This window comes from Marinicella rhabdoformis (genome assembly GCF_009671245.1).
GTDB classification, from domain to species: domain Bacteria; phylum Pseudomonadota; class Gammaproteobacteria; order Xanthomonadales; family Marinicellaceae; genus Marinicella; species Marinicella rhabdoformis.
The window spans coordinates 1,335,481-1,359,471 of the sequence record NZ_VTFS01000001.1 but is presented as its reverse complement, the minus strand read 5'-3'; the positions used below and the strand labels follow the sequence as shown (position 1 = coordinate 1,359,471).

The following is a 23,991-nucleotide window of genomic DNA, read 5'->3' as shown; positions in this document are numbered from 1 at the left end:
AAGATAAACCTTACTTACCAATACAGAAACTAGAAAAAATTCGGCCGAGTAGGTCGTCTGATGAAAATTCACCGGTGATTTCACTCAATGCATTCTGTGCCAATCGCAATTCTTCAGCAGATAGTTCACCTTGGTTGTGTGTCAATTGCTGTTCGGCTTCTGCCACGTGTGTTTGGGTGATTTCTAACTGTTTGATGTGTCTTTTTCGGGCCGTGAAAGTCGATTCATTCAAAGTGGCCACTGTGACTTTATCTACAATGGTTTGTATCAAAGCCTCAATACCGTTTTGTGTTAATGCCGAAACATATACCCAGTCTTCTTTTTGTTGCTGATTATCAATCAAATCTGATTTATTAATGACCACAATTTCTTTTTCAGATTGAATTTCAAAATCAAGATTTTGACTGCCATCAACCACATGTAACACCACATCGGCTTGTTCTTTGATGGTCAGGGCTTTTTCAATACCCTGCTGTTCAATTGGATTATCTGTTTCGTGAATGCCTGCCGTATCCAGTAAACGAACTGGAATGCCTTGCAATACGATGTCTTCTTTAACCACATCTCGGGTGGTACCAGCGACATCTGAAATGATGGCGGTATTTTCTTGGGTTAAACAGTTAAGTAATGAAGATTTTCCTGCATTGGGTTTCCCCACTATGGCAATACTGATGCCTTGATTTAATACCACGCCAGTTTGGGTTTGTCTTACTGTGTCAGTTAGGGTTTTATTCAATTGATTCATTTGCTCACGTAACTGCGTATCGGCCAAGAAATCAATTTCTTCCTCAGGGAAGTCTATCGCAGATTCTACCCAAATACGTGTTTGAATCAACAGTTCCAAAATGTTGTTGATGCGGGTTGAAAACTCACCTTTTAAAGCACGTTGTGAGGCCAATACGGCTTGTTCAGAGCCACTTGATATCACATCAGCAATGGCTTCTGCTTGAACCAAGTCAATCTTGTCATTCAAAAAAGCACGTTCTGAAAATTCACCCGGCCGGGCCATGCGAGCACCCAATGACAAAACCGCTTTCAACAACATGTGCATCACCACATGACCGCCATGGCCTTGTAGTTCAACCACATCCTCGCCTGTGAAAGAAGCGGGATCTTTGAAATACAGGACCAAACCAGAATCTATGGTTTGATGTTGCTGGTTTTTGAAGTGAGCAAAATAGGCTTTGCGTGGTTGAGGGTTTTTAATCCCTGAGAGCTTTTGACAAATTGACAGGCTGTCTTTGCCAGATATTCTAATGATCCCGACACCACCGGTACCCGCAGGTGTTGCTATAGCGGCGATGGTGTCGGTAATCACTGTCATTAAACTTTTACAGCAGTGTCTTGTGCATCAATGCGTTTGGTAATGAACCACTGTTGTGCCAAACTCAATACAGAGTTTACTGCCCAATACAGTACCAGGCCTGATTGGAAGAATGCAAACATCACAGAGAACGCCACTGGCATGAACTTCATGATTTTTTGTTGCATCGGATCCATACCTGGCGTTGGAGACAAACGTTGTGTCATGATCATGGCTGCGGCATTAATAGCAGGCAAAATAAAGTAGGGGTCTGGGCTAGACAAATCTTGTAACCATAACATGAATGGTGCTTGACGTAACTCAACAGACTCCAACAGTACCCAGTACAAAGCAATAAACACTGGAATTTGAACCAAAATAGGTAAACAACCACCCATAGGATTCACTTTTTCTTTTTGATACAAGCCCATCATTTCTTGGTTGAATTTTTGCTTGTCATCTTTATATCTGGCTTTCAGTGTAGTAATACGCGGTTGTAACTTACGCATTTTGGCCATTGATTTGTATTGTGCTTCTGACAGTTTAAAGAACATCAATTTAATTAACACTGTCAATAAAATGATAGACCAACCCCAGTTACCCACCAAACCATGAATTTTATCCAATACCCAGAATAAAGGCTTTGCTATGGCTGTCATCACACCGTAATCAACGGTTAAATCTAAACCTTTATTAATTTCAGGTAATTCCTTTTGTAACTTTGGTCCCACATATAAAGTCGATTCAAACATTTGGCTTCCGCCTGCTTGAACTGTCTTTTGTGGCGTTAAATACCTGATCAGATAGGGCATATTGGTGTTGTTTTTGTATTCTGTTTGCACCTCTATTTGATCGGCATCAGGAATAATCGCCGACATAAAGTAATGTTGCACCATGCCGACCCAAGCATCTGTAGTTAACGTGGTCTTGACTTGTTCTTCTTCTAAATCTTCAAAATCTAACTTTTCGTATCCATCTTCTGAATCAAAATAAGCTGCTCCTTTGAATGAATACCGACTAGAATCAGTAAAACCTGCATCATTCCCTAACCAGGCATTACTCCTCTTCAACTGATTATATTCGGTCATTAACCAATCAGATGATGTGTTATTGGTTACCTTTTGCGTTACTGCAATGGCATAACTGTCTGCTTTTATGGTGTAACTTTTTTCTACAACACCTTGAGCCGTATCAGCTTTAAAAACCAGAACAGTTTCTCCATTATTTAATTGACCACCTTGGCTCAAAGCACTGAACACTGTATTGTGACTGAAGTTTGCTGTTTCACTTACCAGTCCACTTTCCGCTTGATAAGGGTTATTTAAGTAATCAAATAAAACCACATTTTCTGTAGCGCCTTTCTCTACAGGATAGTTTTTTAACTCAGCATAAACAACTGCAGCCCCTTTGGCAGCAAATTTCAATTTTAATAAAGGGGTTTCTAATTCCGTAATAATTTGCGTTTTGGTATTATTGACGGAAACTTGTGGTGTATCTGAACTTGATAATGACTGCGTTAACCTTGGCACATCTTCTTGATTATTTACGACAGCAGGTTCGTTTGAACCTGGTATGGAAGTGGTTTGCACTTCATTAGTTTGTGCCACTGTTTCTGTTGGCTGTTGTGGGTAGTCTTTTTGCCATTCTACATACAGTAAAAATGCCAAAAACATCATTGCAATCAAGTAAATATTTTTCGTGTTGTTCATTATTTATTTCTCTGTTTGTTGCCACAAATGGTCCAAACTTGCTAAAAGCATTTTATTGTCTGCTTTCTTGCAAGCGGGCTTTGCTAAAATGGCATAGTCAGCTAACTTTAAATTTGGGCGTATTCTAAATGATTCTCTGACCAATCGCTTGATTCTGTTGCGCCCAACAGCTGTTTTATCGACTTTTTTTGATACAACCAAGCCCAAACGACTGTTACAGTCATCATTTTTAATGTTTTTGGTACTGGTGTAGTGAATGAGTAAGCTGAAATGCTTGTTCTGAATTTTTTTCGAGCGTTTAAAAACCCGGTCAAAATCTGACCGGGTTAATAATCTCTTGCCCTTAGGAAATAGGCACACCTTTTTGATAGAATCTAAAAGGTTATTAGGCAGCTAATCTTTTTCTGCCTTTGGCACGTCTTGCGTTGATCACTGCGCGACCACCACGAGTTTTCATGCGTGCTCTGAATCCGTGAGTACGAGCTCTTTTTAAATTACTTGGTTGAAATGTTCTTTTCATGACTGCTTACCTATCAATGATTGCTTGTTTCTGCCTTATTTTGTGCCATGCATCATGCGTGGCTATCAAAAGGCCGTGCATAATAAAGCTTTTCTGCGCTTTAATCAAGTGTTTTTCTTTTATTTATCTTTCTTGAGCTGAGCTTGCAAACTTTGATATACTGTCTTGCTTTTTATTTTTTTTAACTGAATGTGGAATACTTGTCTTAAACGATTAGAATCTGAAATCCCTCAAGCCGAGATTGATTTATGGATTCAACCCATGCAAATCGACATCAAATCCGATGGAGTGATGCTGTATGCTGCCAATGACATAGTACTCAACTACGTCAATCAAAAATATTTTAAATTAATCAAAGCTGCTGTTAAAGAAGTTTTTGGAGAAACACATTCTGCTCATTTGCGGTTATCACCATCTAACAACGGTCCCAATTTATCAACCACTGCATCAGCAGCTGTTGCCAAACCACTGATAAAATCAAACATAGATCCTCGTTTTATATTTGATACATTCATTGAGGGTCGCTCGAATGCCATTGCTTTAGCCGCTGCCTTACAAGCAGCACAAAAAAATAACCAACATTTCAACCCATTATTTCTTTACGGCAGTACAGGATTAGGTAAAACACATTTATTACATGCCATTGGGAATAGGGTACTAAAGAATAACAAGGAAGAAGTTGTTTGCTATTTACACTCTGAAACCTATGTTAATGAAATGGTCAGTGCCATCAGAAACAATGACATGGACAAATTCAAACTTAAGTACCGTTCAGTCACTACTTTATTGATTGATGACATTCAATTTTTTGCTGGGAAAGAACGAACACAAGAAGAGTTTTTCCATACATTTAATTACCTCTTAGATGGTCAACAACAGGTCATCATAACTTGTGATAAGTTTCCTAAAGAAGTTAACGGATTGGATCCAAGATTAAAATCAAGATTAGGTTCTGGTTTGTCTGTAGCCATTGATCCTCCTGATTATGAAACCCGTGTGGCCATTTTACAGGAAAAAGCTGAAGCAGCCGGGCTAAACATTCCTGATGAAGTTGCTTTTTACATTGCCAAACAGATCAATTCAAACATCAGAGAACTTGAGGGTGCATTGAATACACTTTATGCCAATGCCAAATTCACCAAACAAATGATCGATTTAGATTTTACTAAAAAAACACTGAAAAATTTGTTTATGGTTCATCACAGAATAGTATCTATTGAAAATATTCAAAAAATTACTGCACAGTACTACAACATTAAATTGTCAGAACTTTTAGGTAAATCACGCAAACGTTCAATCGTAAGACCGAGACAAATGGCCATGTTTCTATCTAAAGACATGACTGATAAAAGTTATCCCGAAATTGGTGAGCTGTTTGGAGGCAGAGACCATACTACTGTTTTACATGCATACAGAAAAATGGAGCAAATATTAATAGATTCTCCTGATGTTAATGAAGACAAACAAAAGATTGTTAACAAACTCACTGAATAAGCAATGTATAATCTGTGGATAACTTGTTAAGAAAAAAGAAAGTCTATTTTACGCACAACTTATCCACAGGATATACAAGCCGATTAGACAGATAAAAAACGTTTTAAAACAATTAGTTAAGTAATTACTATAGAAAACAGTTCATTACTATAACTACTATTTTTATATATATACTATGATATTTAAGACACAAAGAGAAACCTTACTGGCTCCCCTCACACAAATATGTGGCGTTGTTGAAAAAAAAGGAACCTTACCAGTATTAAGTAACGTTTTACTCAAAACCGATACAGAACAGTTATTATTAACGACCAGTGATTTAGATGTAGAAATGCGCTCAGAATGCGCTGCTGATGTTATTGAGCCTGGTGAAATTACCGTACCAGCTCAAAAGTTCTTAGATATATGTAAAGCCCTACCAGATGGTTCTGTTCTGCAATTTGAGTTCCAAGAAGGTAAATGTTTGATAACTTCCGGTAAAAGTAAATTCAGTTTAAGTACATTATCAGCGATGGAGTTTCCTTTAATTGAAGATATGGAAAGTTACCAGCAAGTAAAAATTGCCAGTACTGACTTAAAACGCATGTTGAAACAAACAGTTTTCTGTATGGCTGTACAAGATGTCCGGTATTTCCTGAATGGATTGCTCTTTGAAGTAAGTCATAATAAATTGCGCTGTGTTTCCGCTGATGGTCACCGTTTGGCATTATCAGAATGTGACTATGTCAATGAATCTGATATAAATAAACAAATTTTAATTCCCCGTAAAGGCGTTTTAGAATTACAGAAAATGATCAAAGACATAGACCAAACCATCACATTATATGTTGGTAACAATCATGTTAAAGTTCAAGTTGAGCACATTGCCATGACTTCTAAGTTAATAGATGGTAAATTCCCTGATTACGAAGCTGTTATTCCACTTAACATGGAAAAACAATTTGTAGCAGATAAAGAAACACTCAGAAAATCTTTACTTCGTGTGGCCATTTTATCGAATGAGCAATATAAAGGCGTCAAATTCAAAATCACACAAGACCGTTTAGAAATAGTGGGTAATAATCCAGATCAAGAACAGGCTGAAGACGTGATCAGTATTTCAACTGATATTGAACAAATTGAAACAGCTTTCAATGTTAACTACCTACTAGAAGCGACAAACGCTTTTGTAGATGACGAAATCCAATTCAGTTTTAAAGAAGCAACCTCAAGTTGTTTAATAAAACACCCGACTCGAACAGATTGTAGATTGGTTGTTATGCCTTTACGAATATAGTCTCGTGTCTATAGATCAATTGAAGCTATCGGCTTTTCGTTGTTTCGAACAAGCCGATTTTCAATTTTCTCCTCATATAAATGTTTTATCTGGCGTGAACGGGGTTGGAAAAACTTCCATTCTTGAGGGTATCCATTTTTTATCTACAGGTAAGTCATTCAGATCAGCAAAAGCAAGTAACCTGATAAAGAAGGGAGAAAATACATTTACACTATTTGCTCATTTCACTCAAGATAACAATACACACAGTTTGGGATGTCAATTTAACAAACCTTCTCATAAAATACTTAAACTAAACAATCAACTTGTCAAAAAGCAAACTGATATAACTTCTTTACTTCCTGTGCTTAGTATTGATCCTAACAGTTATTTATTTTGTGACAACAGTCCTCAGTTTCGCCGTTCATTTCTTGATTGGATGGTGTTTCACGTGAAACATGATTATTTGATATCCTGGACGAAAGTACTGCGTTGTCAAAAACACATCAATCAATTATTAAAAACCAAACAAACCAAAGAACTTCCACTGTGGTTAGAACAATACTGTGCATTATCTGTTGATCTTAATAATCAACGTCTTGATGTATTTAAATTATTTAACTCATTTTTTTCTAGTCTCTGTCATCAACTTATCCCTAAAATGCCTGTCACTACATTAGAATTCTATCCAGGCTGGTCTGATCAATATTCATTAACTGAAATGTTAAACCTCGATTGGGATAAAAATTTAATGTATGGCCAATTACGTCATGGTGTACACAGGATGGATATTCAAATAAAATCACAAAATACCCTTGTGAAAAACATCTATTCACGTGGACAAAAGAAAATGATATCACTGATTTGTTACCTCAGTTGCCTGCAAGTAATGGACTCAATATCATCCAATCAAAGTGTTTTGTGTTTAGATGATTTTGATGCAGAATTAGACCATGACAATGCAGCGCATTTTTTTGATTACTTGATTTCTCTACCAAATCAAATACTTATTTCCACTGTCGAGCCTAATCGCTATTCAGATAAAAAAGTTGATATGTTTCACGTGAAACATTGTTGAATTTTACTCTTGTTTTTCTTAGTTTGACTTTACTTAAAACAAGCTTTGATAGGGCTTAAGTGTTATAATCTCCTGCTTGTTTTAACAGTGAAATACACCCATGAGTGAAAATTACGATTCCTCCAATATTAAGGTTTTAAAAGGCTTAGATGCCGTCAGGAAACGCCCTGGTATGTATATTGGTGACACAGATGATGGTACCGGTTTACATCATATGGTTTTTGAAGTGGTGGATAATTCTATCGATGAAGCTTTGGCTGGCCATTGTGATGATATCAATGTGATTATTCATACTGACGGTAGTGTGTCTGTTTCTGATAACGGACGTGGCATACCAACAGATAAACATGAAGAAGGAAAATCCGCAGCAGAAGTGATCATGACGGTATTGCATGCCGGTGGTAAATTTGATGACAATTCATATAAAGTATCAGGGGGCTTACATGGTGTAGGTGTTTCTGTTGTGAATGCATTGAGTGTTAGCTTGGATTTAGAAATCCATAGGAACGGTAAAGTATACCAACAACATTATAAAATGGGAGAGCCACAATCCGACCTAAAAGTGGTTGGGGATACAGATGTAACTGGTACTAACGTCAGGTTTTTGCCATCTACAGATATTTTTTCTGATGTTGAATTTCATTTTGATATATTAGCAAAACGCTTACGCGAACTTTCATTCCTGAACTCAGGTGTTAAAATTAACCTAAAGGATGAACGCAGTGGAGAAGAGAAGAAATTTGAATATGAAGGTGGTATTTCTTCATTCGTTAGTCATTTAGCTGAAAGAAAAACTGCATTACATGACAGTGTGGTTCATTTTAAGAAAGAAGAAGAAGATGGAACAGCTGTAGAAGTAGCGATGCAGTGGACTGATTCTTACCGAGAATCCGTTTTTTGTTTTACCAATAACATTCCTCAAAAAGATGGTGGTACACATTTGGCTGGTTTCCGTGGTGCGTTAACGCGAACCATGAATAATTTTATAAACCAAAATGCCAAAAAGAAATCCACAATGCAAGGAGATGATTGTAGGGAAGGGTTGATTGCTGTTATTTCAGTAAAATCTCCAGATCCTAAGTTTTCTTCACAAACTAAAGATAAGTTGGTTTCTTCTGAAATTAAAAGTGTCGTTGAATCTTGTGTTGGTGAAAATTTTTCTGACTTCTTGTTAGAAAACCCCAAGGATGCCAAAATTCTAACTGAAAAAGTCATGGATGCTTCCCGAGCAAGAGAAGCTGCACGTAAAGCACGTGAAATGACCAGACGTAAGGATGCATTAGATATTGCAGGCTTGCCAGGAAAATTGGCTGATTGCCAAGAGAAGGACCCCGTCTTTTCAGAAATATTCTTAGTGGAGGGTGACTCAGCAGGAGGCTCTGCTAAACAGGGCCGTAACAGGAAGAACCAAGCCATTTTGCCTTTAAAAGGTAAAATATTGAATGTGGAAAAAGCTCGATTTGATAAAATGCTGTCTTCAGCAGAAGTAGGAACACTGATTACGGCTTTGGGTTGTGGTATTGGTCAGCATGATTTTGATCCTGATAAACTAAGATATCATAAAGTGATTATCATGACCGATGCTGATGTTGATGGATCACACATCAGAACCTTATTGCTAACCTTTTTATACCGTCAAATGCCTGAATTAATTGAAAGGGGGCATATATACATTGGTCAACCACCATTGTATAAAGTTAAAAAAGGCAAACAAGAGCATTATTTAAAAGATGATGAAGAAATGAACGAGTATTTATTAAACCGTTCTTTGGATGATGTTTCTTTAAATTACCAAGCAGATTTACCACCATTACAAGGTGATGCTTTGTATCGCTTGGTTAAAGAACAAGTTGCTGTTAAAGAAGTGGTTGAAAAGTTAACACTGTTATATGACAACAAGGTGATTGAGCAATTGTCACTGTTACCAGAGATTGATTCTGAAAACTTGGTTAAGGAGCAAGCTCAATGGGTAACGGAGGCGACCACATTGTTAAATTTAAACAACCGCTTGGGTGTCACTTGGAAAGTGTTTTTTGATGCTGAAAGGAGTGCCATTGTTTGTGAGAAGAACGGCAATGGTTTGATAGAAGAAACATTGTTAACCCATAGCTTTTTTGCTTCACAAGATTACAAACAAATAATGAAAGTTGCAGGACAAAACAGAGACCTATTACAACAAGATTCATATTTGTTAAAAGGAGAGAATAAAGTAGCCATCAACAGTATTGGTGAGGTATTGGACTTCTTATTAAGCCAAGCGAAAAAAGGTTTAACCATCAGTAGATTCAAAGGTTTGGGTGAAATGAATCCAGATCAATTGTGGGAAACAACGATGAACCCAGAATCCAGACGCTTACTTCAGGTAACCATTGAAGATGCAGTTTCAGCTGACCAGGTCTTTTCTACCTTAATGGGAGATGTGGTTGAGCCAAGAAGACAATTTATTGAAGAAAACGCACTGAGTGCAAGTAATTTAGACGTATAACCATGACAAATACTACAGAAAGAATTGAACAAATGTTGGCAGACAGTCCAGTGTTTTTGTTCATGAAGGGTAATCCACAAACACCAATGTGTGGTTTTTCAAGTAACACAGTAAAAATTCTAAAGGATTTATTGGGTGAAAACTTTGGACATTTCAATGTACTGGAAGATGCTGAGATTCGTGAAGGTATCAAAGCCTACGGTCAATGGCCAACGATTCCACAATTGTATGTCAATAAAGAATTAATAGGTGGTAATGACATCATCACTGAAATGTTTAATTCGGGTGAGTTGCATGAATTATTAGGAATTGAACAACCAGACAGAACGCCCCCGGAAATGAATATCTCTGATGAAGCTTTGGGACACATAAAAGAAGGCATGGCTGAAGCTGGAGATCATCAATTATTTTTGTCTATTGATGACGCATTCAATACAAGGTTCAGCTTAGAACAACCCAAGGGCTTTGAGATTGTGAGTGATTTAGGTGAGTTGAAAGTGTATATGGACATAGCCACGGCCGAACGAGCAAAAGGACTGTCTATATCGTGGGTAGATGAGCTACAAGGCTCTGGATTGCGTATTGACAACCCTAACGAACCACCTGCTGTTAAATCTCTATCAGTGGATGAATTGCGTGGCTGGATGGCATCTGAAACAGCCAATCCACATATTTATGATGTGAGATCAGAAGAAAAAATAGCTGAAGGAACGGTAGATACTGCGGTTCGTTTGGATAAGGGCGCGATAGAAGCAATAGAAAGCATGGCTAAAGATACACCTTTGGTGTTTGTTTGCCAAGTGGGGCAATCATCTATGGCAGCAGCAGAGTTTTTCCGTAAGAAAGGGTTCACAAATATCCATAACTTAACAGGCGGATTTAATGCCTGGATTGCTTAAGGAAAAGCATTAAGTGAAATCATCATTCAGTCTGGGTGCGTTCTTGGCCATTATAGTGGCTTTATACCTCACCCTGGCTGAAGCTCCTAAACCTGAAAATCAAGTTAAAAACTACTACAATCAAGGAACTTCTGATGTACAAGTTAAGGTTTTTGGTAGGGTTATTAAATTATTGCCTGATGATAATAAAGGCAGCCGACATCAAAAGTTCATCATTCGAAGTAACGATTTGAGTTTGTTAATTGTTCATAATATAGATATAGCTGAACGGGTTCCTGTTAAAAAAGGTGATTATGTTTGGGTTTACGGTGAATATGAATGGAATGAAAAAGGCGGGTTGATTCATTGGACCCATCGAGATTTAAAAGCCTCACACCCAGACGGTTTTATCTCTCACAAAAAGAAAACTTATCACTGATTAAATAGATAAAAAAACTTAATAAAACGAAAAAAAAGACTTGCCTAATCGTTTGAATTCGCATATTATTTCGCACCTCGGAGCAAGTCATGCTCTGAATCAGCAAATCATGCTGTGGGTCGTTAGCTCAGTTGGTAGAGCAGTGGACTTTTAATCCATTGGTCATAGGTTCAAATCCTATACGACCCACCACTTTCTAAAAATTCTTCAAAACATCAAAAAACAATTATTATTTGTTATTCTGTTACTTATTTTAAATATTTGTTTAATTTTGTATATATAATACAGAACAAGTGGCTTTTCGTGAGCTAAAAATATTTTTAATAATTTCAATAACTTATGTAAAAGTACAGATGGATTTTAGCGTTCCTATGTAATTATATGTGGGTAATGTATCAAATAAATCAATTTCAGGAAAACTGAGAAGCAAAAAAAAGCACGATAGAATCGCGCTTTTTTCTGATGTGATGAATTGATGCAAAAATTATTTTTGTTTGATGCCTTCAACAGAAATTGTTAAAAATAAGGTTTCTGATTTTGGACCTAAAGATTTTTTTATTTTAAAGTCAGATAATTTAATTTCACCTTTGGCTTCATAACCACGTCGATATCCACCCCATGGATCTTTACCAGCGCCAATCAACTGCACATCCAATTCAATATTTTTTGTCACACCATTTAAAGTTAAATCACCCAGCATGGTTCCGTTGCCATTTTCGGTTTCAGAAAAAGCCGAAGACTTAAAAGAGGCTTGAGGAAATTTGTCTACATTTAAAAAGTCATCACTTCGTAAATGTTTATCGCGCATCGCATGGTTTGAATTGACACTGGAAGTATCAACTGTCATTTCTATAGATGAAGCAGACGGGTTTTTTTCATCATAATTGAAAGTACCTGAAAAAGAATCAAATCGGCCATACAACCAACTGTAGCCTAAATGTTGTATTTTAAATTGAACAAAGGCATGAGCACCTTTGGTATCGATGTTATAAATATCTGCTTGGGCTATACCTGTTGATAAAGCCAAGCCCAATAATAGGTTTTTAATTTTCATAGTAATTTCCTGTCAAACTTAAATCATGCGACGTAGGGTCGCGTCTTTGTTATAAAAATGGTGTTTTAAAGCGGCTAATAAGTGTAGCAACATCAAAACAATAATGGTGTATGCCATATATCTGTGTGTATTGCCCAACATATCAAGTGCCTCTGATTCAAATAGCCAAAGGCTAGGCAAAGTAAGCCAACCCAATAAAGCATGCTGGTCACCTGCAGTGGACATAAAATAACCAGTAGAACACAGAACAAGAACCAAAACATAAAAGAACAATTTAACAACAGTTGCTGTGAATTTTTCGTATGGTTTAAGAGTTTCTAAAGTTTTAGGTTGTTTAATCCAAAACAAGCGGAGGATTTTATATAACCAAAGAAACAGCAAAGCCAGTCCAAAAATTTGGTGTAAATCTGGAAGTGTTTGATACCAAGAGCTGTAGTAATCTAGATCGACCATAAACCAGCCAGAAACAAAAAGTGATACAATGATTAAAGCGGAAATCCAGTGAATGATTCGTGTGCTTAAAGGGTATTTATTCATGAAATATCACCAATCAAATTCAGAAACCACAGGGGTATGGTCGGAAGGACGTTCCCATTTTCTCGGTTCTAAATCTATATACGATGCGGTGACAGCTTCTGACATCTCATCAGTACAAAGTATCAAATCAATTCGTAAACCCAAACCTCTTACAAAACCGTTCATGCGGTAGTCCCACCAGCTGAAAAAACCAGCATCGTCGTGCAAAAGCCGGAAACTGTCTTGAAAGCCCAAGTCTAAAATTTGATTCAAGGCGCCACGTTCTTCTTTAGTACAAAGTATTTTGTCTTTCCATTTGATTGGGTCATGTACATCTCGGTCATCAGGTGCAATATTAAAATCACCTAAAACCACGACATCCTCATATTCAGATTGTTGTTGCTCGATAAAAGCAGTGACTTTATCAAGCCAATGCATCTTGTATGCAAATTTTTGTGTTCCTGGTGCTGAACCATTGACCACATATAAATTAATGACACGGACATCATTAACAGTTGCGGCAATTATTCTGCGTTGAGGATCATCTAAATCAGGAATATCAGTGATGACATCCTGGGGTGGTTCGTTGGCAATGATGGCTACACCATTGTAGGTTTTTTGCCCTGCAAACACCACATGCCAACCTGCATCTGTTAATGCTTGATGAGGAAAAACATCGTCGGTCATTTTAGTTTCTTGTAACGCCAAAACATCAGGTTGCTCAGTATCCAACCATTGTAAAACATGTTCTAAACGAACTTTAAGAGAGTTAACATTCCAAGAGGCAATCTTCATATGGTATTAAATTTAAAATGATCATGATAGCAAAAAACAGGTTGATATAAATGAATTTTTAAACAATGGGTAATAGAGTCAAAGGAGGAAACTAAAAACTTAAAGAATTTACGTGGAATTACCTTTGAATGTCTTAAAATAAGCTGTTTGACAGAACAACAATACATGGTTCGCATCATTGGCATTGATCCTGGCTCTCGGTTTACCGGTGTGGGTATCATAGACACAGCACAACAAAAGATTCAGCATGTTCACCATGAAACCATCAAATGTGGCAATGGTGACTTCCCAGATCGACTGCGCATTATTTTTGAAGGTGTTAATGAACTGATAAAGCAATTCAGACCCAATGAAATGGCGATTGAAAATGTGTTTATGGCTAAAAATGCAGGTTCTGCTTTGAAGTTAGGACAAGCACGTGGTGCTGCCATTTGTGCCACTGTGGTGAATGATATTGTGGTACATGAATATGCCGCAAAAGCCGTTAAACAAGCTGTGGTAGGTAAAGGTGGTGCAGATAAAAAACAAGTACAGTACATGATACGTTTGTTATTGAACTTAAAAGAAAATGTACAGGAAGATGCCGCAGATGGGTTGGCCATTGCCATATGTCATGCCAATAACCGTTGGGCACAAAATAGGCTGGTATCTAATAACACCAGTAATTGGCGAAAATTTTAAAAACAATCAAACACAAGGCTGAGGAAAAATTTTGATAGGAAGATTAAACGGTACATTGGTTCATACAGAAATACCTGCACATTTGATTGTCGATGTTAATGGTGTCGGTTACGAAGTGGAAGTGCCCAGCAGTGTGTTTTCAGAATTACCGGAATTAAAGCAAACGGTTACTTTGGTTATTCATCATTTGGTAAGGGAAGATGCTTCTATTTTGTATGGCTTCAGAAGCTATCCACAAAGACAATTATTCAGGGCGCTATTGAAGGTAAATGGAATAGGAGCTAAGTCAGCTTTGGCAGTCTTGTCCACCATGAGTTCGGCGGAGTTTTCTCAAGTGATTCAAGAACAAAATGTGACAGCCATCTGTAAAGTGCCAGGTATTGGTAAGAAAACGGCGCAAAGGTTGATCATTGAAATGAGGGATAAGGTGGATGTCGATGCGATCACGGCAGCAGATCCTACAGCGAAGCCTCAAGCCAGCCAATTTGGTAAAAATACAGAAGCAGAATCTGCATTACAAGCTTTGGGTTTCAAGCCTCAAGAAGCCAGCATGATGGTGAAAAAAGTGGCCACTGATGAGATGTCTGTTGAAGACATTATTCGTACCTGCTTACAACTGAGGGGCCAAGGCTAAAAATAATAATGGATTTCAGTGACTTAGAAGATAATCGTTTGATTACGGGTACGCCACAAGACAGCCAAGAACAGTTGATTGAGGCCAGCATCAGACCACAGACTTTAAAAGATTATTTGGGTCAAAAGGTGGTTAAGGAGCAGATGGAACTGTTCATTTCTGCAGCTAAAAACAGGTCAGAGTCCTTAGACCATGTGTTGATTTTTGGACCGCCAGGTTTGGGTAAAACCACCATGGCCCATGTGATTGCCAATGAGATGGGTGTTCAAATGCGACAAACATCCGGCCCAGTGTTAGAAAAAGCGGGTGACTTAGCCGCATTGTTAACTAACCTACAACCACATGATGTGTTGTTTATCGACGAAATTCACCGATTATCTGCGGTAGTAGAAGAAGTTTTGTATCCTGCTATGGAAGACTTTCAAATTGATATCATGATTGGTGAAGGACCTGCCGCTCGCTCGATAAAATTGGATTTACCACCTTTTACTTTGGTTGGAGCGACCACCAGAGCCGGTTTGTTGACCTCACCCTTGCGTGATCGGTTTGGCATAGTACAAAGGTTACAATTCTACGAAGCTGATGAATTAACGCAAATTGTTGCACGTTCGGCGAAGATATTGAATATTCAGGCAGATATTGAAGGCTGTCAAGAAGTGGCGAGGCGCTCAAGAGGCACACCCAGGATTGCCAACCGCTTGTTAAGGCGTGTGCGTGATTATGCAGAAGTGAAGGGTGATGGTGTCATCACTCAGGAGATTGCAGCCGCTGCAATGAACATGTTACAAGTTGACCAAAAAGGCTTGGATGAAATGGACAGGCGTTTTTTAGATATTTTAACCGGTCAATTCGAAGGTGGACCAGTGGGTATTAATTCCCTTGCCGCCGCCATGAGTGAAGAACGTGGCACAGTGGAAGATGTGATTGAACCTTATTTGATACAACAGGGCCTGGTGGCCCGCACATCACGTGGGCGCATTGCGACCAGAAAAACCTGGGAAGTGATGGGGATTACACCGCCTAAAGTTTCACTTAACAAAGAATTATTTGACTCATGACAGCAGTTTATACTCACCAATTTCGTGTTTATTATGAAGACACCGATGCCGGCGGCGTGGTTTATCATGCCAATTATTTGAACTTTTTCGAACGCACGCGGACAGAATGGTTACGTTCAAAGGGTTTACAACAAAGTATCATGTGTCAAAATGAAAACATTGTATTGGCCATACGCCATATGGACATAGATTTTATTAAACCTGCCAGGTTGGATGATTTACTGACGGTCAGCTGTCAGCCGGTTTCATACCGCAAAGCCAGTATGGTGATAGAACAGACCATGTATTGTGGTGCACAACTATTGGCAACCGCAAAAGTAACGGTGGCCAGCTTACGGGCTGATGCTTTTAAACCAACCCGATTTCCCAAACATTTGATAGAGGAGTTAAAGCTTTGAACGAAAGTGGCAATTTTTATTTAGAAATCATCATGAGTGCTTCTATGCCAGTGAAAGTGGTGATGATCATTTTAATCTTGGCTTCTGTTTGGTCTTGGTTGATTATTTTTGCCAAAGGCCGTGTTTTGGCCAGTGCACAAAGTGGTGGCAAAAAGTTTGAAGAACACTTTTGGTCTGGTGTTGACTTGAATCGCCTTTATGACAAATTAGCCAAAGAAAACAACACCGGTATGCAACGCATTTTTGTTTCAGGCTTCAAAGAATTTCAACGTTTGAAAACATCAACTGGGATGGTCAGTTCGATTGAAGGTGTTGACCGTTCGATGCGTGTGGCCCTCAGTCGTGAAGTAGAAAAACTAGAAAGCCAATTACCTATATTGGCCACCATCGGCTCAACCAGTCCGTATATTGGTTTGTTTGGAACGGTCATTGGTATCATGTTGTCATTCCATGCCTTGTCTGATGTAACACAAGCGACCATTGCATTGGTGGCTCCAGGTATTTCTGAGGCATTGATTGCCACAGCGATGGGTTTGTTTGCTGCCATTCCAGCGGTTATTTTTTATAACCGATTCAGTGATAAAGTCGAACGTATTTATGCACAGTATGATGCATTTAAAGATGAATTTTCTGCTATTTTACACCGTCAAATTGGTCAATAAATCATGAGGCGACCGAGAAAAGTCAAAGCAGAAATTAACGTCGTTCCATACATTGATGTGACTTTGGTTTTGTTGATTATCTTTATGATTACCACACCCTTGATGAATTTGGGCGTGGATGTCAACTTACCCGAATCTGATGCCAATACGATGACCATTGATACAGAGCCCGCAGTCATCAATGTGACAGAAAATGGTGATTTATACCTCAGTATCGGTGGTGAGTATGAGTTGATTGATGAGCAATCGTTAACCAAAAAACTGGCCGCTTTTGTCAAAGTAAATCCAGATTTACCTATCATGATTGGTGCGGATCGTGCTGTAGATTATGGTGAGGTATATCAAGCCATGGCAGTGGCACAAGCAGCTGGCGCAAAAAAAGTAGGCTTGATCAGTGATCCTAAGCCCGTAAAAAACTGATCATGTTTCAAAAAGAACACGCTATTGGACTGTTTTTCTCCATCGCATTACATGTGGTTTTGGTGGTTGTGGTCTTTTTGTCAGTTAACCCTGAACCCGTTAAACCACCCAGAGGCATCAGCATCAATGCTGAAATCATGAATTTAGAAGATTTCATGAAGAATAAGCCGAAAAGCAAGAAACCAGTTGAAAAGAAGCCTAAACCAAAACCAGTTAAAAAACAGGTGGAAAAACCCAAGCCAAAACCCAAGCCAAAACCGAAACCGAAACCCAAGCCAAAGCCTAAACCTGTGGAAAAGAAGCCAGAGCCTAAACCGGTTGTCAAACCCAAAGTGGACCCTAAAAAAAGGCAAGAAAAAACTGAGCGTCAAAAGAAGTTAGATGAAATCAGAAGGAAACGTCAGGAGCTAGAAAACAGCACGCCTGAACCAACGCCTGAATCATCTACGGAACCAGAAAAAGAACCAGATGAACCAACTGAAACCACACAGCCAGTGGGCAGCACACAAGGGACTAACCAAGAAAACACCTTGTTAACACAATACATTGGTAGCATACAGTCAGCGGTAACTCGCCAGTGGGCCAGGCCCGCGAGCACACCGAAAGGTTTGACCTGTCGAATTAAAGTCAGCCAAATTCCTGGTGGCGGCGTGATTGACGTTTCGATTGGTTCTCCATGTAATGCCAGCACAGTGGTTAAAAATTCTATTATCAATGCAGTTAAAAAAGCCGATCCATTACCCTACCGTGGATTTGAAACGGTTTTTGACCGCAGGTTACATTTTACTTTCCAGTATCAAGGAGATTGATCCATGAAAAAAACACTCATCACTTTGGGCTTTGCAGCCTTGGGTTTATTTCAAACAGCCACAGCACAGCTGAACATCACCATTGATGGTGGCAATGCGAGTGCTTTACCGATTGCTGTTGCTGCCTTTGAAAACAACGGTGCACCATTACCCCACACCATGAGCGAAATCATCAGCAATGATTTGGCACGTTCAGGTCAATTCAAACCCTTGTCACAAGACTTATTGGTTGACCGTGTCAATGCCGATTCAGACATCAATTACGGCACATGGCGTTTATTAGGTGCTGACTTTTTGTCTTATGGCGACATCAAACACCAAGGAAATGGCCGCATCGAAGTGCGTTTTCGATTGGTATCTGTAGCAGATCAAAAACAACTTCTGGCACTGACTTTACCATTGGATGCCAGCCAAACAAGGGCAGGGGCGCATTACATTGCTGACCGCATATATGAAGCCATATTAGGTGTTCCTGGCGTGTTTTCTACCAAATTAACTTATGTGACTGCTGTGAAAAATGCAGATGGCTTTCAGTACCAACTGATTGTCGCTGATGCCGATGGTTATGCACCACAAGCGTTGGTGACCTCGAAAGAGCCATTACTCTCTCCTGCATGGTCACATGACGGTCAGCGCATAGCCTATGTGTCATTTGAACAAGGCAATTCTTCAATCTTTGTTCAAAACCTCAGCACAGGTGCCCGCACCATGATGACCAACTTTGATGGCATCAATGGCGCTCCCAAATTCTCACCAGACGGTAAACAATTGGCCATCACTTTATCCAAATCGGGTAACCCAGAAATTTATACCATCAACTTGTTCGATAAAAAGTTGAAACAAATCACTCAACATTGGGCGATTGATACAGAACCTGAATGGTCACCTGACGGGCGCTCCATCTTTTTTACATCTGACCGTGGTGGTAAACCGCAAATTTACCAAACAGACATAGCCTCTGGAAAAACCAGTCGCGTGACTTTTGAAGGTGCCTACAATGCACGTGCCAGTCTGTCACCAGATGGTAAATACATTGCCCTGGTACACGGTAACAACAACCAATACAACATCTCGCTTTACCACAGACCCTCAGCGACGATACAAAGATTAAGCACTGGCGTGTTAGACGAATCACCCAGTTTCGCACCCAACGGTTCTATGGTGCTCTACGCCACCAAAACACCGGCTGGTAAAGGCTTGCTCAAAGCGGTATCAATCGATGGCCAAACCACCAATGACTTGGTGCTCAGCAATGGCCACGTGCGTGAACCCAGTTGGTCACCTTTGTTGAAATAATGGTTTTTCGGGTGCTTAATGAGTCATAAAATCACCTTTGATGGTAATTTAATCACGCCATCTAAGGTGGTTTGTGTTGGTCGAAATTATGCCGAACACATCAGTGAATTGGGCAACGAAATACCGACTGAACCCGTTATTTTTCTCAAGCCCAATTCATCTGTTTCACATGAGATATATTGCCACAAAAATGGTGAAATTCATTATGAAGCAGAGTTGTCTTTTTTAATTATAGATGGCCGTATAGCGGGCGTGGGTTTTGGCTTAGACTTAACTAAAAGACTGATTCAATCCAAGCTCAAATCAAAAGGTCTGCCTTGGGAACGGGCCAAAGCTTTTGATCACGCTGCGGTGTTCAGTGAATTTGTGAAAGTTGATGGAAACATAGCTGACCTGCACTTAGAACTCAATATCAATGGTGAGTTAAGACAAAGTGGAGGTTGTGACATGATGCTCAATAAACCTGAATCGCTGCTTAAAGAAATCAGTACATTCATGACGCTTGAAGATGGTGACATCATCATGACGGGCACGCCAAAAGGCGTGGGTGTGGTGAGAGAAGGCGATCTGTTTTTCGGAGTTGTTTCCGACAAAAATGATGTTTTGTTAGAGTGTAAGTGGCGAGTGAGCGTAATTTAGAGCATAAGTATTCTCGAAAACTATTGGGTTCCACTATAAAAATTATAGTCGTCATATAAAAAAAACGTATTTAATTGAGTTATTCTTGATTGGCCTCTTGATCCAACTTTTCACACTTTCTTTTTAATTGCCAATCAGCACTGTTTTCCCAACCGCTTGGACAGACGTCTTTGACATTGACGGGTTTTGGGGGTGCCATTTTGTATCTAACTTTTGGAGCTTGCCAAGGTTGGGCAATGAGCACCACCCATTGATTTGGTGTGGCCGGGTCTTCGTCCTTAAAAAAACCGATACCAATTTCTGTTTGAAGTGAAAAGAAATCTCCCAGTCCAAGTACATGATCTCTGTGTTTGTCACTGTTTATCAAATAACTTAACGGGTCAGATCCTTTCGCCACAGCTTCTACTTGATTGCCATGAAGTGGATAGTAGTTTGGAAACCGGTATCCTTGTTTGACCACAAATTCATTTGGTGTCATGTCATTTTGATTGAGGTCTGAAGCTATTATCTTGGCTTTGAGTTGAGCAATTTCAGAAAGTAATGCACTACATTTCAATGTTTTTCTGTTTTGTTCCGGGTGGGATATTATCTGGTGTGCTAAATCAATTGACTGATTGTTTATCCCACAATTGTTTGTTACAGCGGGTTTTTCAATGGAAAGGGCAAACAATAAGATTACATAAATTGACATGATAATTTCAGTAACTAAATTGTAGATTGTATAAGAGATAGGTGAAAATAACGGTTTTAATTTGTTGATGAGCTTTAGGGTTTTGATAAACTGTTTTTATTTATCATGTGCCATGTCTGAGCTTTACCAACAAGCGTTTCAATACGCCACCACATTCCTCAAAGAGTCCAATGATTTACCCATTCAAGTTTCAGATCAAGCACGCAGTGATTTAAAACACTTGGATTTTAAGCTACAAACCGAAGGCGTTGATGCAACGCAAGTGATTCAAGAACTGGATCAATGGGTGTCGCCAGCAACAATGAAAATGGGCTCGCCACGGTTCTTCGGTTTTGTTATTGGTGGCTGTTACCCTGTCAGTGTGGCGTCGAACTGGATGGGCACGGCTTGGGATCAGAACACCGGACTTGAGAAAACCACACCGGCTGTAGCCGCATTGGAACGTATTTCGGGGCGTTGGATGTTGGAGATGCTGGGTTTACCTGCCCAATCGGCTGTGGCTTTTGTAACCGGTGCAACGGTGGCGAATTTCACGGCATTGGCGGCAGCCAGGAACCAGGTGTTCAACAAGGCGGGTTGGGATGTTGAGGCCGATGGTTTGATTGGCGCACCTGAAGTACATATCATCATCAGTGAAGAATCTCATCCCACGGTATATAAATCATTGGCCATGCTGGGTTTTGGCCGCAATCGCGTAACCAAAGTGCCAACAGATGATCAGGGGCGCATAGACATGGCACAGTTTCCTGTTGTAAAAGACAACACCATTGTTATTTGTCAAGCCGGCAACATCAATTCAGGCGCTTTTGACCCGATTAGTGACATTTGTGAACGTGTGGAAAGCAAGAATGCTTGGGTTCATGTGGATGGCGCGTTTGGCTTGTGGGCGATGGCCTCAGATAAACACCGCTATTTAGGTGAAGGCATTGAAAAAGCCGACTCTTGGGCTACTGATGCACACAAGTGGTTGAACGTGCCTTATGACTCAGGCTTGGCCTTTGTCAAAAACGAACACGCTTTGAAAGCCGCCATGGCCATCACGGCATCTTATTTACCGTCTGAAAATGCGACACGTAATCCGTCTGATTACACACCAGAACTGTCACGGCGCGCACGCGGGATTGACATATATGCGGTGCTTCGCCACTTGGGAAAGTCGGGTGTCGAAGAATTGATCGATCGTTGTTGTGCTTGTGCCAAACGATTTGCAGACCATTTCACAACAGCTGGTTTTGAGGTGATGAATGATGTGTTACTGAATCAAGTGGTGGTGTGTTTCGGTTCAGAAGAGCTGAACTTGCAAGTCATGGATGCGATACAAAAAGAAGGTACTTGTTGGGCAGGACAAACCATCTGGAAAGACCGTTTGGCGATGCGCATCAGTATCAGCAATTGGCAAACAGATTTTAAGGCGGTGGATGACAGCTTGGTGGTGATTGATGAGCTCATCAACAACTTAGTTAAATAGACTTTTGACTTATTTATAATGATGACAAATATTGTTTTAAGCCGTTTTGAAAAGGATATAATTAAGCTATGAAGAATAAACCAACAATAGGCATAGCTTTAGGTAGCGGATCGGCACGTGGTATGTCACATATTGGTGTGATTAAAGCATTAGAAGAAATGGGAATCTATCCCAAAATAATCGCTGGCTGTTCTGTCGGTTCATTGGTGGGCGCCAGTTATGCCACCAGTAAACTGGATAAATTAGAAGATTGGGCATTGTCGATGACTGAGTCGAAGATAAGACAGTTCCTCAGTTTAAATTTTAATGCCTCTGGGTTTATTAACGCCCAAAACCTACAAAAACTGTTCGAGCACGCGATTGGTATAGAGTCGCTTGCCTTTAAAGAGTTGGATAAGTCATTTGCTGCGGTGGCGACGGATTTAAGTTCAGGAAAGGAAGTATGGCTTCAAGAGGGTTCAGTGCATGATGCCTTATGGTCATCGATGGCATTTCCAGGGCTATTTCCCAGTGTGATGAAAGATAAAAAGTGGTTGGTGGATGGCGGCTTGGTTAATCCGGTACCTGTTTCATTGTGTCGGGCCATGGGTGCTGACCATGTGATTGCTGTTAACTTGAATGCGGACATCATTAACAGTTATGAGGTAATTGAAGAAGGTGATGATGAGTCACCAGAAGAGCACAATGAAACGCTGGATGATGATTCAAATTTTTGGGATAAAACCAAGGAAGGCTTTCAAAGGGCATTGAACCTAGTGAGCTCCGATGGTAGCACGGTCAAGGAACCAAAAGGCGTCGATGTAATTTCAAACTCGATTCATATCATGTCATCACATTTAACCAGCAGTCGTTTGGTGGGTGATCCACCAGATGTGCTGTTACAGCCGAGGTTGAAAGATGTGGGTTTGTTGCAGTTGTATAAAGCCAAAGACTGTATTGAAGAAGGGTATCAAAGTGTCATGCGAATGAAAGAAGAAATTGCTTTTAGGTTGGGGTTATAAACAAAAAACCTCAAACAGAGTGAGGTTTTTTTGAATGCTATATTTTGATATCTGTGATTAAGTTATTTCTTAATAGAAAGTACCAAGCCTAAAACCAAGGCAATACCGCCCCCAATTAAGTAATACGTGGTTTCATCACTGTATTTCCCTGTAACGGCCTCAGAAAGTTCTTCCATGGGTGCTTCTGTTGCATTGAATCCAAAGTAAAGCAACACGGCGCCAACGACAAGCAGAATTAATCCAATTAATTTATTTGTTTTCATAATGTTCTCCCAAAAAATTTGAACAGTTTCAGTAATAAACCAAAACCAGTTTGTTAGTTATTAAAAATGCCACTTAAAATTTGTTTAATTTAAGGTGGTTTACTTTGAAGCAAAGATGCTTCACTCCCTAAAAGAAGCTCGTTTTCGAATTTATTGTAGCTGATGTTTTAGGTCAAAAACCTCACGATGTATGAAGCTTTGTATATTTAATGGGACCGGTGACTACAGGCCTTTAAAGAAGTGTCCGAACAAGGACAAGACCAGTAACACCAAAAAGATAAAGAACAACACTTTAGCAATACTGGCTGCAGTACCAGCGACGCCACCAAAGCCAAAAACGGCTGCAATTACGGCAATAACTAAAAATAAAAGTGCATAACTTAACATATATAAATACCTCGGTTGTTTAGATGTGATTTATTAAAAGCGGGGCTGGAAAGCCCCG

General features: G+C 39.5%; 27 protein-coding genes and 1 tRNA gene. 18 read left to right on the top strand and 10 right to left on the bottom strand.

Annotated features, from left to right (window positions below; genetic code table 11):
- Positions 1-10: 10 nt before the first annotated feature.
- The 4 genes from mnmE to rpmH are packed head-to-tail and all read right to left on the bottom strand — an operon-like array spanning position 11 to position 3,532.
- Positions 11-1,324, bottom strand: a complete 1,314-nt coding sequence (gene mnmE, locus FET73_RS05995) for a tRNA uridine-5-carboxymethylaminomethyl(34) synthesis GTPase MnmE (protein ID WP_154222988.1) — start codon at positions 1,322-1,324, stop codon at positions 11-13.
- A complete protein-coding gene (yidC, locus tag FET73_RS05990; protein WP_154222987.1) occupies positions 1,324-3,012 on the bottom strand; it encodes a membrane protein insertase YidC in 1,689 nt (562 codons plus the stop codon). The genes mnmE and yidC overlap by 1 nt, the downstream gene beginning before the upstream one ends.
- Positions 3,013-3,015: 3 nt before the next feature.
- Complete coding sequence (gene rnpA / locus FET73_RS05985; protein ID WP_179952121.1) at positions 3,016-3,372, bottom strand: ribonuclease P protein component; 357 nt, start codon at positions 3,370-3,372, stop codon at positions 3,016-3,018.
- 25 nt (positions 3,373-3,397) lie between these two features.
- Complete coding sequence (gene rpmH / locus FET73_RS05980) at positions 3,398-3,532, bottom strand: 50S ribosomal protein L34 (RefSeq protein ID WP_154222986.1); 135 nt, start codon at positions 3,530-3,532, stop codon at positions 3,398-3,400.
- 189 nt (positions 3,533-3,721) lie between these two features.
- Between rpmH and dnaA the strand changes: the two genes are divergently transcribed.
- From dnaA to FET73_RS05945, 7 genes are all read left to right on the top strand, one after another.
- The gene (dnaA, locus tag FET73_RS05975; protein ID WP_154222985.1) at positions 3,722-5,026 is read left to right on the top strand and encodes a chromosomal replication initiator protein DnaA; all 1,305 of its coding nucleotides are present in this window, start codon (positions 3,722-3,724) and stop codon (positions 5,024-5,026) included.
- Positions 5,027-5,201: 175 nt separating this feature from the next.
- Positions 5,202-6,302, top strand: a complete 1,101-nt coding sequence (gene dnaN / locus FET73_RS05970; protein WP_154222984.1) for a DNA polymerase III subunit beta — start codon at positions 5,202-5,204, stop codon at positions 6,300-6,302.
- A gap of 4 nt (positions 6,303-6,306) precedes the next feature.
- Complete coding sequence (recF, locus tag FET73_RS05965; protein ID WP_179952120.1) at positions 6,307-7,359, top strand: DNA replication/repair protein RecF; 1,053 nt, start codon at positions 6,307-6,309, stop codon at positions 7,357-7,359.
- 100 nt (positions 7,360-7,459) lie between these two features.
- Complete coding sequence (gene gyrB / locus FET73_RS05960; RefSeq protein WP_154222982.1) at positions 7,460-9,844, top strand: DNA topoisomerase (ATP-hydrolyzing) subunit B; 2,385 nt, start codon at positions 7,460-7,462, stop codon at positions 9,842-9,844.
- Between the two features lie 2 nt (positions 9,845-9,846).
- Positions 9,847-10,743, top strand: coding sequence for a Grx4 family monothiol glutaredoxin (grxD, locus tag FET73_RS05955; RefSeq protein WP_154222981.1), 897 nt, complete (start codon positions 9,847-9,849; stop codon positions 10,741-10,743).
- A gap of 13 nt (positions 10,744-10,756) precedes the next feature.
- Positions 10,757-11,161 (top strand): DUF3465 domain-containing protein, encoded by a 405-nt coding sequence (locus tag FET73_RS05950; RefSeq protein WP_343032272.1) that lies wholly within the window; start codon positions 10,757-10,759, stop codon positions 11,159-11,161.
- A gap of 116 nt (positions 11,162-11,277) precedes the next feature.
- Positions 11,278-11,353, top strand: a tRNA-Lys gene (locus FET73_RS05945).
- A gap of 292 nt (positions 11,354-11,645) precedes the next feature.
- Here the strand turns inward: FET73_RS05945 and FET73_RS05940 are convergent.
- From FET73_RS05940 to xth, 3 genes are read right to left on the bottom strand one after another with little or no spacing between them, the layout of a single operon-like run.
- Positions 11,646-12,215, bottom strand: a complete 570-nt coding sequence (locus tag FET73_RS05940) for a YceI family protein (RefSeq protein ID WP_154222980.1) — start codon at positions 12,213-12,215, stop codon at positions 11,646-11,648.
- 18 nt (positions 12,216-12,233) lie between these two features.
- Positions 12,234-12,752, bottom strand: a complete 519-nt coding sequence (locus FET73_RS05935) for a cytochrome b (RefSeq protein ID WP_154222979.1) — start codon at positions 12,750-12,752, stop codon at positions 12,234-12,236.
- 6 nt (positions 12,753-12,758) lie between these two features.
- Entirely contained in the window at positions 12,759-13,526 is a 768-nt protein-coding gene (xth, locus tag FET73_RS05930; protein WP_154222978.1) for an exodeoxyribonuclease III, read from the bottom strand.
- Positions 13,527-13,691: 165 nt separating this feature from the next.
- On the opposite strand from xth, the gene ruvC reads away from it, so the two are divergent.
- Genes ruvC through FET73_RS05885 form a run of 9 tightly spaced genes read left to right on the top strand, consistent with a single transcriptional unit; the run spans position 13,692 to position 20,123 of the window.
- Positions 13,692-14,207: a crossover junction endodeoxyribonuclease RuvC gene (ruvC, locus tag FET73_RS05925; protein WP_154223093.1), complete on the top strand. Its 516-nt coding sequence runs from the start codon at positions 13,692-13,694 to the stop codon at positions 14,205-14,207.
- 31 nt (positions 14,208-14,238) lie between these two features.
- Entirely contained in the window at positions 14,239-14,841 is a 603-nt protein-coding gene (ruvA, locus tag FET73_RS05920) for a Holliday junction branch migration protein RuvA (RefSeq protein ID WP_154222977.1), read from the top strand.
- Positions 14,842-14,849: 8 nt separating this feature from the next.
- Positions 14,850-15,899, top strand: a complete 1,050-nt coding sequence (gene ruvB, locus FET73_RS05915) for a Holliday junction branch migration DNA helicase RuvB (protein ID WP_154222976.1) — start codon at positions 14,850-14,852, stop codon at positions 15,897-15,899.
- On the top strand, positions 15,896-16,297 hold the full coding sequence (gene ybgC, locus FET73_RS05910; protein WP_154222975.1) for a tol-pal system-associated acyl-CoA thioesterase: 402 nt from the start codon (positions 15,896-15,898) through the stop codon (positions 16,295-16,297). The genes ruvB and ybgC overlap by 4 nt, the downstream gene beginning before the upstream one ends.
- A complete protein-coding gene (gene tolQ, locus FET73_RS05905; protein ID WP_246172641.1) occupies positions 16,294-16,959 on the top strand; it encodes a protein TolQ in 666 nt (221 codons plus the stop codon). The genes ybgC and tolQ overlap by 4 nt, the downstream gene beginning before the upstream one ends.
- A gap of 3 nt (positions 16,960-16,962) precedes the next feature.
- Positions 16,963-17,379 carry a biopolymer transporter ExbD gene (locus tag FET73_RS05900; protein ID WP_154222974.1) on the top strand — a complete coding sequence of 139 codons (417 nt, stop codon included), beginning with the start codon at positions 16,963-16,965 and terminating at the stop codon, positions 17,377-17,379.
- A 2-nt stretch (positions 17,380-17,381) separates the two neighbouring features.
- Positions 17,382-18,188: a cell envelope integrity TolA family protein gene (locus tag FET73_RS15390; protein WP_154222973.1), complete on the top strand. Its 807-nt coding sequence runs from the start codon at positions 17,382-17,384 to the stop codon at positions 18,186-18,188.
- Positions 18,189-18,191: 3 nt separating this feature from the next.
- Positions 18,192-19,484 (top strand): Tol-Pal system beta propeller repeat protein TolB, encoded by a 1,293-nt coding sequence (gene tolB / locus FET73_RS05890; protein WP_154222972.1) that lies wholly within the window; start codon positions 18,192-18,194, stop codon positions 19,482-19,484.
- A gap of 18 nt (positions 19,485-19,502) precedes the next feature.
- A complete protein-coding gene (locus tag FET73_RS05885) occupies positions 19,503-20,123 on the top strand; it encodes a fumarylacetoacetate hydrolase family protein (protein ID WP_154222971.1) in 621 nt (206 codons plus the stop codon).
- A gap of 79 nt (positions 20,124-20,202) precedes the next feature.
- Here the strand turns inward: FET73_RS05885 and FET73_RS05880 are convergent, their stop codons facing one another.
- Positions 20,203-20,814 (bottom strand): hypothetical protein, encoded by a 612-nt coding sequence (locus tag FET73_RS05880; RefSeq protein ID WP_154222970.1) that lies wholly within the window; start codon positions 20,812-20,814, stop codon positions 20,203-20,205.
- Between the two features lie 112 nt (positions 20,815-20,926).
- Between FET73_RS05880 and FET73_RS05875 the strand changes: the two genes are divergently transcribed.
- Both FET73_RS05875 and FET73_RS05870 read left to right on the top strand, forming a co-directional pair.
- Positions 20,927-22,282 (top strand): pyridoxal phosphate-dependent decarboxylase family protein, encoded by a 1,356-nt coding sequence (locus FET73_RS05875; RefSeq protein WP_179952119.1) that lies wholly within the window; start codon positions 20,927-20,929, stop codon positions 22,280-22,282.
- 68 nt (positions 22,283-22,350) lie between these two features.
- Positions 22,351-23,283 carry a patatin-like phospholipase family protein gene (locus tag FET73_RS05870; protein ID WP_154222968.1) on the top strand — a complete coding sequence of 311 codons (933 nt, stop codon included), beginning with the start codon at positions 22,351-22,353 and terminating at the stop codon, positions 23,281-23,283.
- A 62-nt stretch (positions 23,284-23,345) separates the two neighbouring features.
- Here the strand turns inward: FET73_RS05870 and FET73_RS05865 are convergent, their stop codons facing one another.
- Positions 23,346-23,546, bottom strand: a complete 201-nt coding sequence (locus FET73_RS05865) for a DUF3185 family protein (protein ID WP_154222967.1) — start codon at positions 23,544-23,546, stop codon at positions 23,346-23,348.
- Positions 23,547-23,768: 222 nt separating this feature from the next.
- A complete protein-coding gene (locus tag FET73_RS05860; RefSeq protein ID WP_154222966.1) occupies positions 23,769-23,933 on the bottom strand; it encodes a DUF1328 domain-containing protein in 165 nt (54 codons plus the stop codon).
- Positions 23,934-23,991: the final 58 nt, after the last annotated feature.

Excerpts from the sequence above, each read along its gene's own strand:
- FET73_RS05870 (WP_154222968.1), top strand. The coding sequence starts at position 22,351 with ATGAAGAATAAACCAACAATAGGCATAGCTTTAGGTAGCGGATCGGCA.
- FET73_RS05935 (WP_154222979.1), bottom strand. The coding sequence starts at position 12,752 with ATGAATAAATACCCTTTAAGCACACGAATCATTCACTGGATTTCCGCT.
- yidC (WP_154222987.1), bottom strand. The coding sequence starts at position 3,012 with ATGAACAACACGAAAAATATTTACTTGATTGCAATGATGTTTTTGGCA.
- FET73_RS05875 (WP_179952119.1), top strand. The coding sequence starts at position 20,927 with ATGTCTGAGCTTTACCAACAAGCGTTTCAATACGCCACCACATTCCTC.
- FET73_RS05900 (WP_154222974.1), top strand. The coding sequence starts at position 16,963 with ATGAGGCGACCGAGAAAAGTCAAAGCAGAAATTAACGTCGTTCCATAC.
- xth (WP_154222978.1), bottom strand. The coding sequence starts at position 13,526 with ATGAAGATTGCCTCTTGGAATGTTAACTCTCTTAAAGTTCGTTTAGAA.
- dnaN (WP_154222984.1), top strand. The coding sequence starts at position 5,202 with ATGATATTTAAGACACAAAGAGAAACCTTACTGGCTCCCCTCACACAA.
- FET73_RS15390 (WP_154222973.1), top strand. The coding sequence starts at position 17,382 with ATGTTTCAAAAAGAACACGCTATTGGACTGTTTTTCTCCATCGCATTA.
- rpmH (WP_154222986.1), bottom strand. The coding sequence starts at position 3,532 with ATGAAAAGAACATTTCAACCAAGTAATTTAAAAAGAGCTCGTACTCAC.
- ybgC (WP_154222975.1), top strand. The coding sequence starts at position 15,896 with ATGACAGCAGTTTATACTCACCAATTTCGTGTTTATTATGAAGACACC.
- FET73_RS05880 (WP_154222970.1), bottom strand. The coding sequence starts at position 20,814 with ATGTCAATTTATGTAATCTTATTGTTTGCCCTTTCCATTGAAAAACCC.
- FET73_RS05860 (WP_154222966.1), bottom strand. The coding sequence starts at position 23,933 with ATGTTAAGTTATGCACTTTTATTTTTAGTTATTGCCGTAATTGCAGCC.
- mnmE (WP_154222988.1), bottom strand. The coding sequence starts at position 1,324 with ATGACAGTGATTACCGACACCATCGCCGCTATAGCAACACCTGCGGGT.
- FET73_RS05940 (WP_154222980.1), bottom strand. The coding sequence starts at position 12,215 with ATGAAAATTAAAAACCTATTATTGGGCTTGGCTTTATCAACAGGTATA.
- gyrB (WP_154222982.1), top strand. The coding sequence starts at position 7,460 with ATGAGTGAAAATTACGATTCCTCCAATATTAAGGTTTTAAAAGGCTTA.
- tolB (WP_154222972.1), top strand. The coding sequence starts at position 18,192 with ATGAAAAAAACACTCATCACTTTGGGCTTTGCAGCCTTGGGTTTATTT.
- FET73_RS05885 (WP_154222971.1), top strand. The coding sequence starts at position 19,503 with ATGAGTCATAAAATCACCTTTGATGGTAATTTAATCACGCCATCTAAG.
- dnaA (WP_154222985.1), top strand. The coding sequence starts at position 3,722 with ATGTGGAATACTTGTCTTAAACGATTAGAATCTGAAATCCCTCAAGCC.
- ruvB (WP_154222976.1), top strand. The coding sequence starts at position 14,850 with ATGGATTTCAGTGACTTAGAAGATAATCGTTTGATTACGGGTACGCCA.
- ruvC (WP_154223093.1), top strand. The coding sequence starts at position 13,692 with ATGGTTCGCATCATTGGCATTGATCCTGGCTCTCGGTTTACCGGTGTG.
- grxD (WP_154222981.1), top strand. The coding sequence starts at position 9,847 with ATGACAAATACTACAGAAAGAATTGAACAAATGTTGGCAGACAGTCCA.
- FET73_RS05865 (WP_154222967.1), bottom strand. The coding sequence starts at position 23,546 with ATGAAAACAAATAAATTAATTGGATTAATTCTGCTTGTCGTTGGCGCC.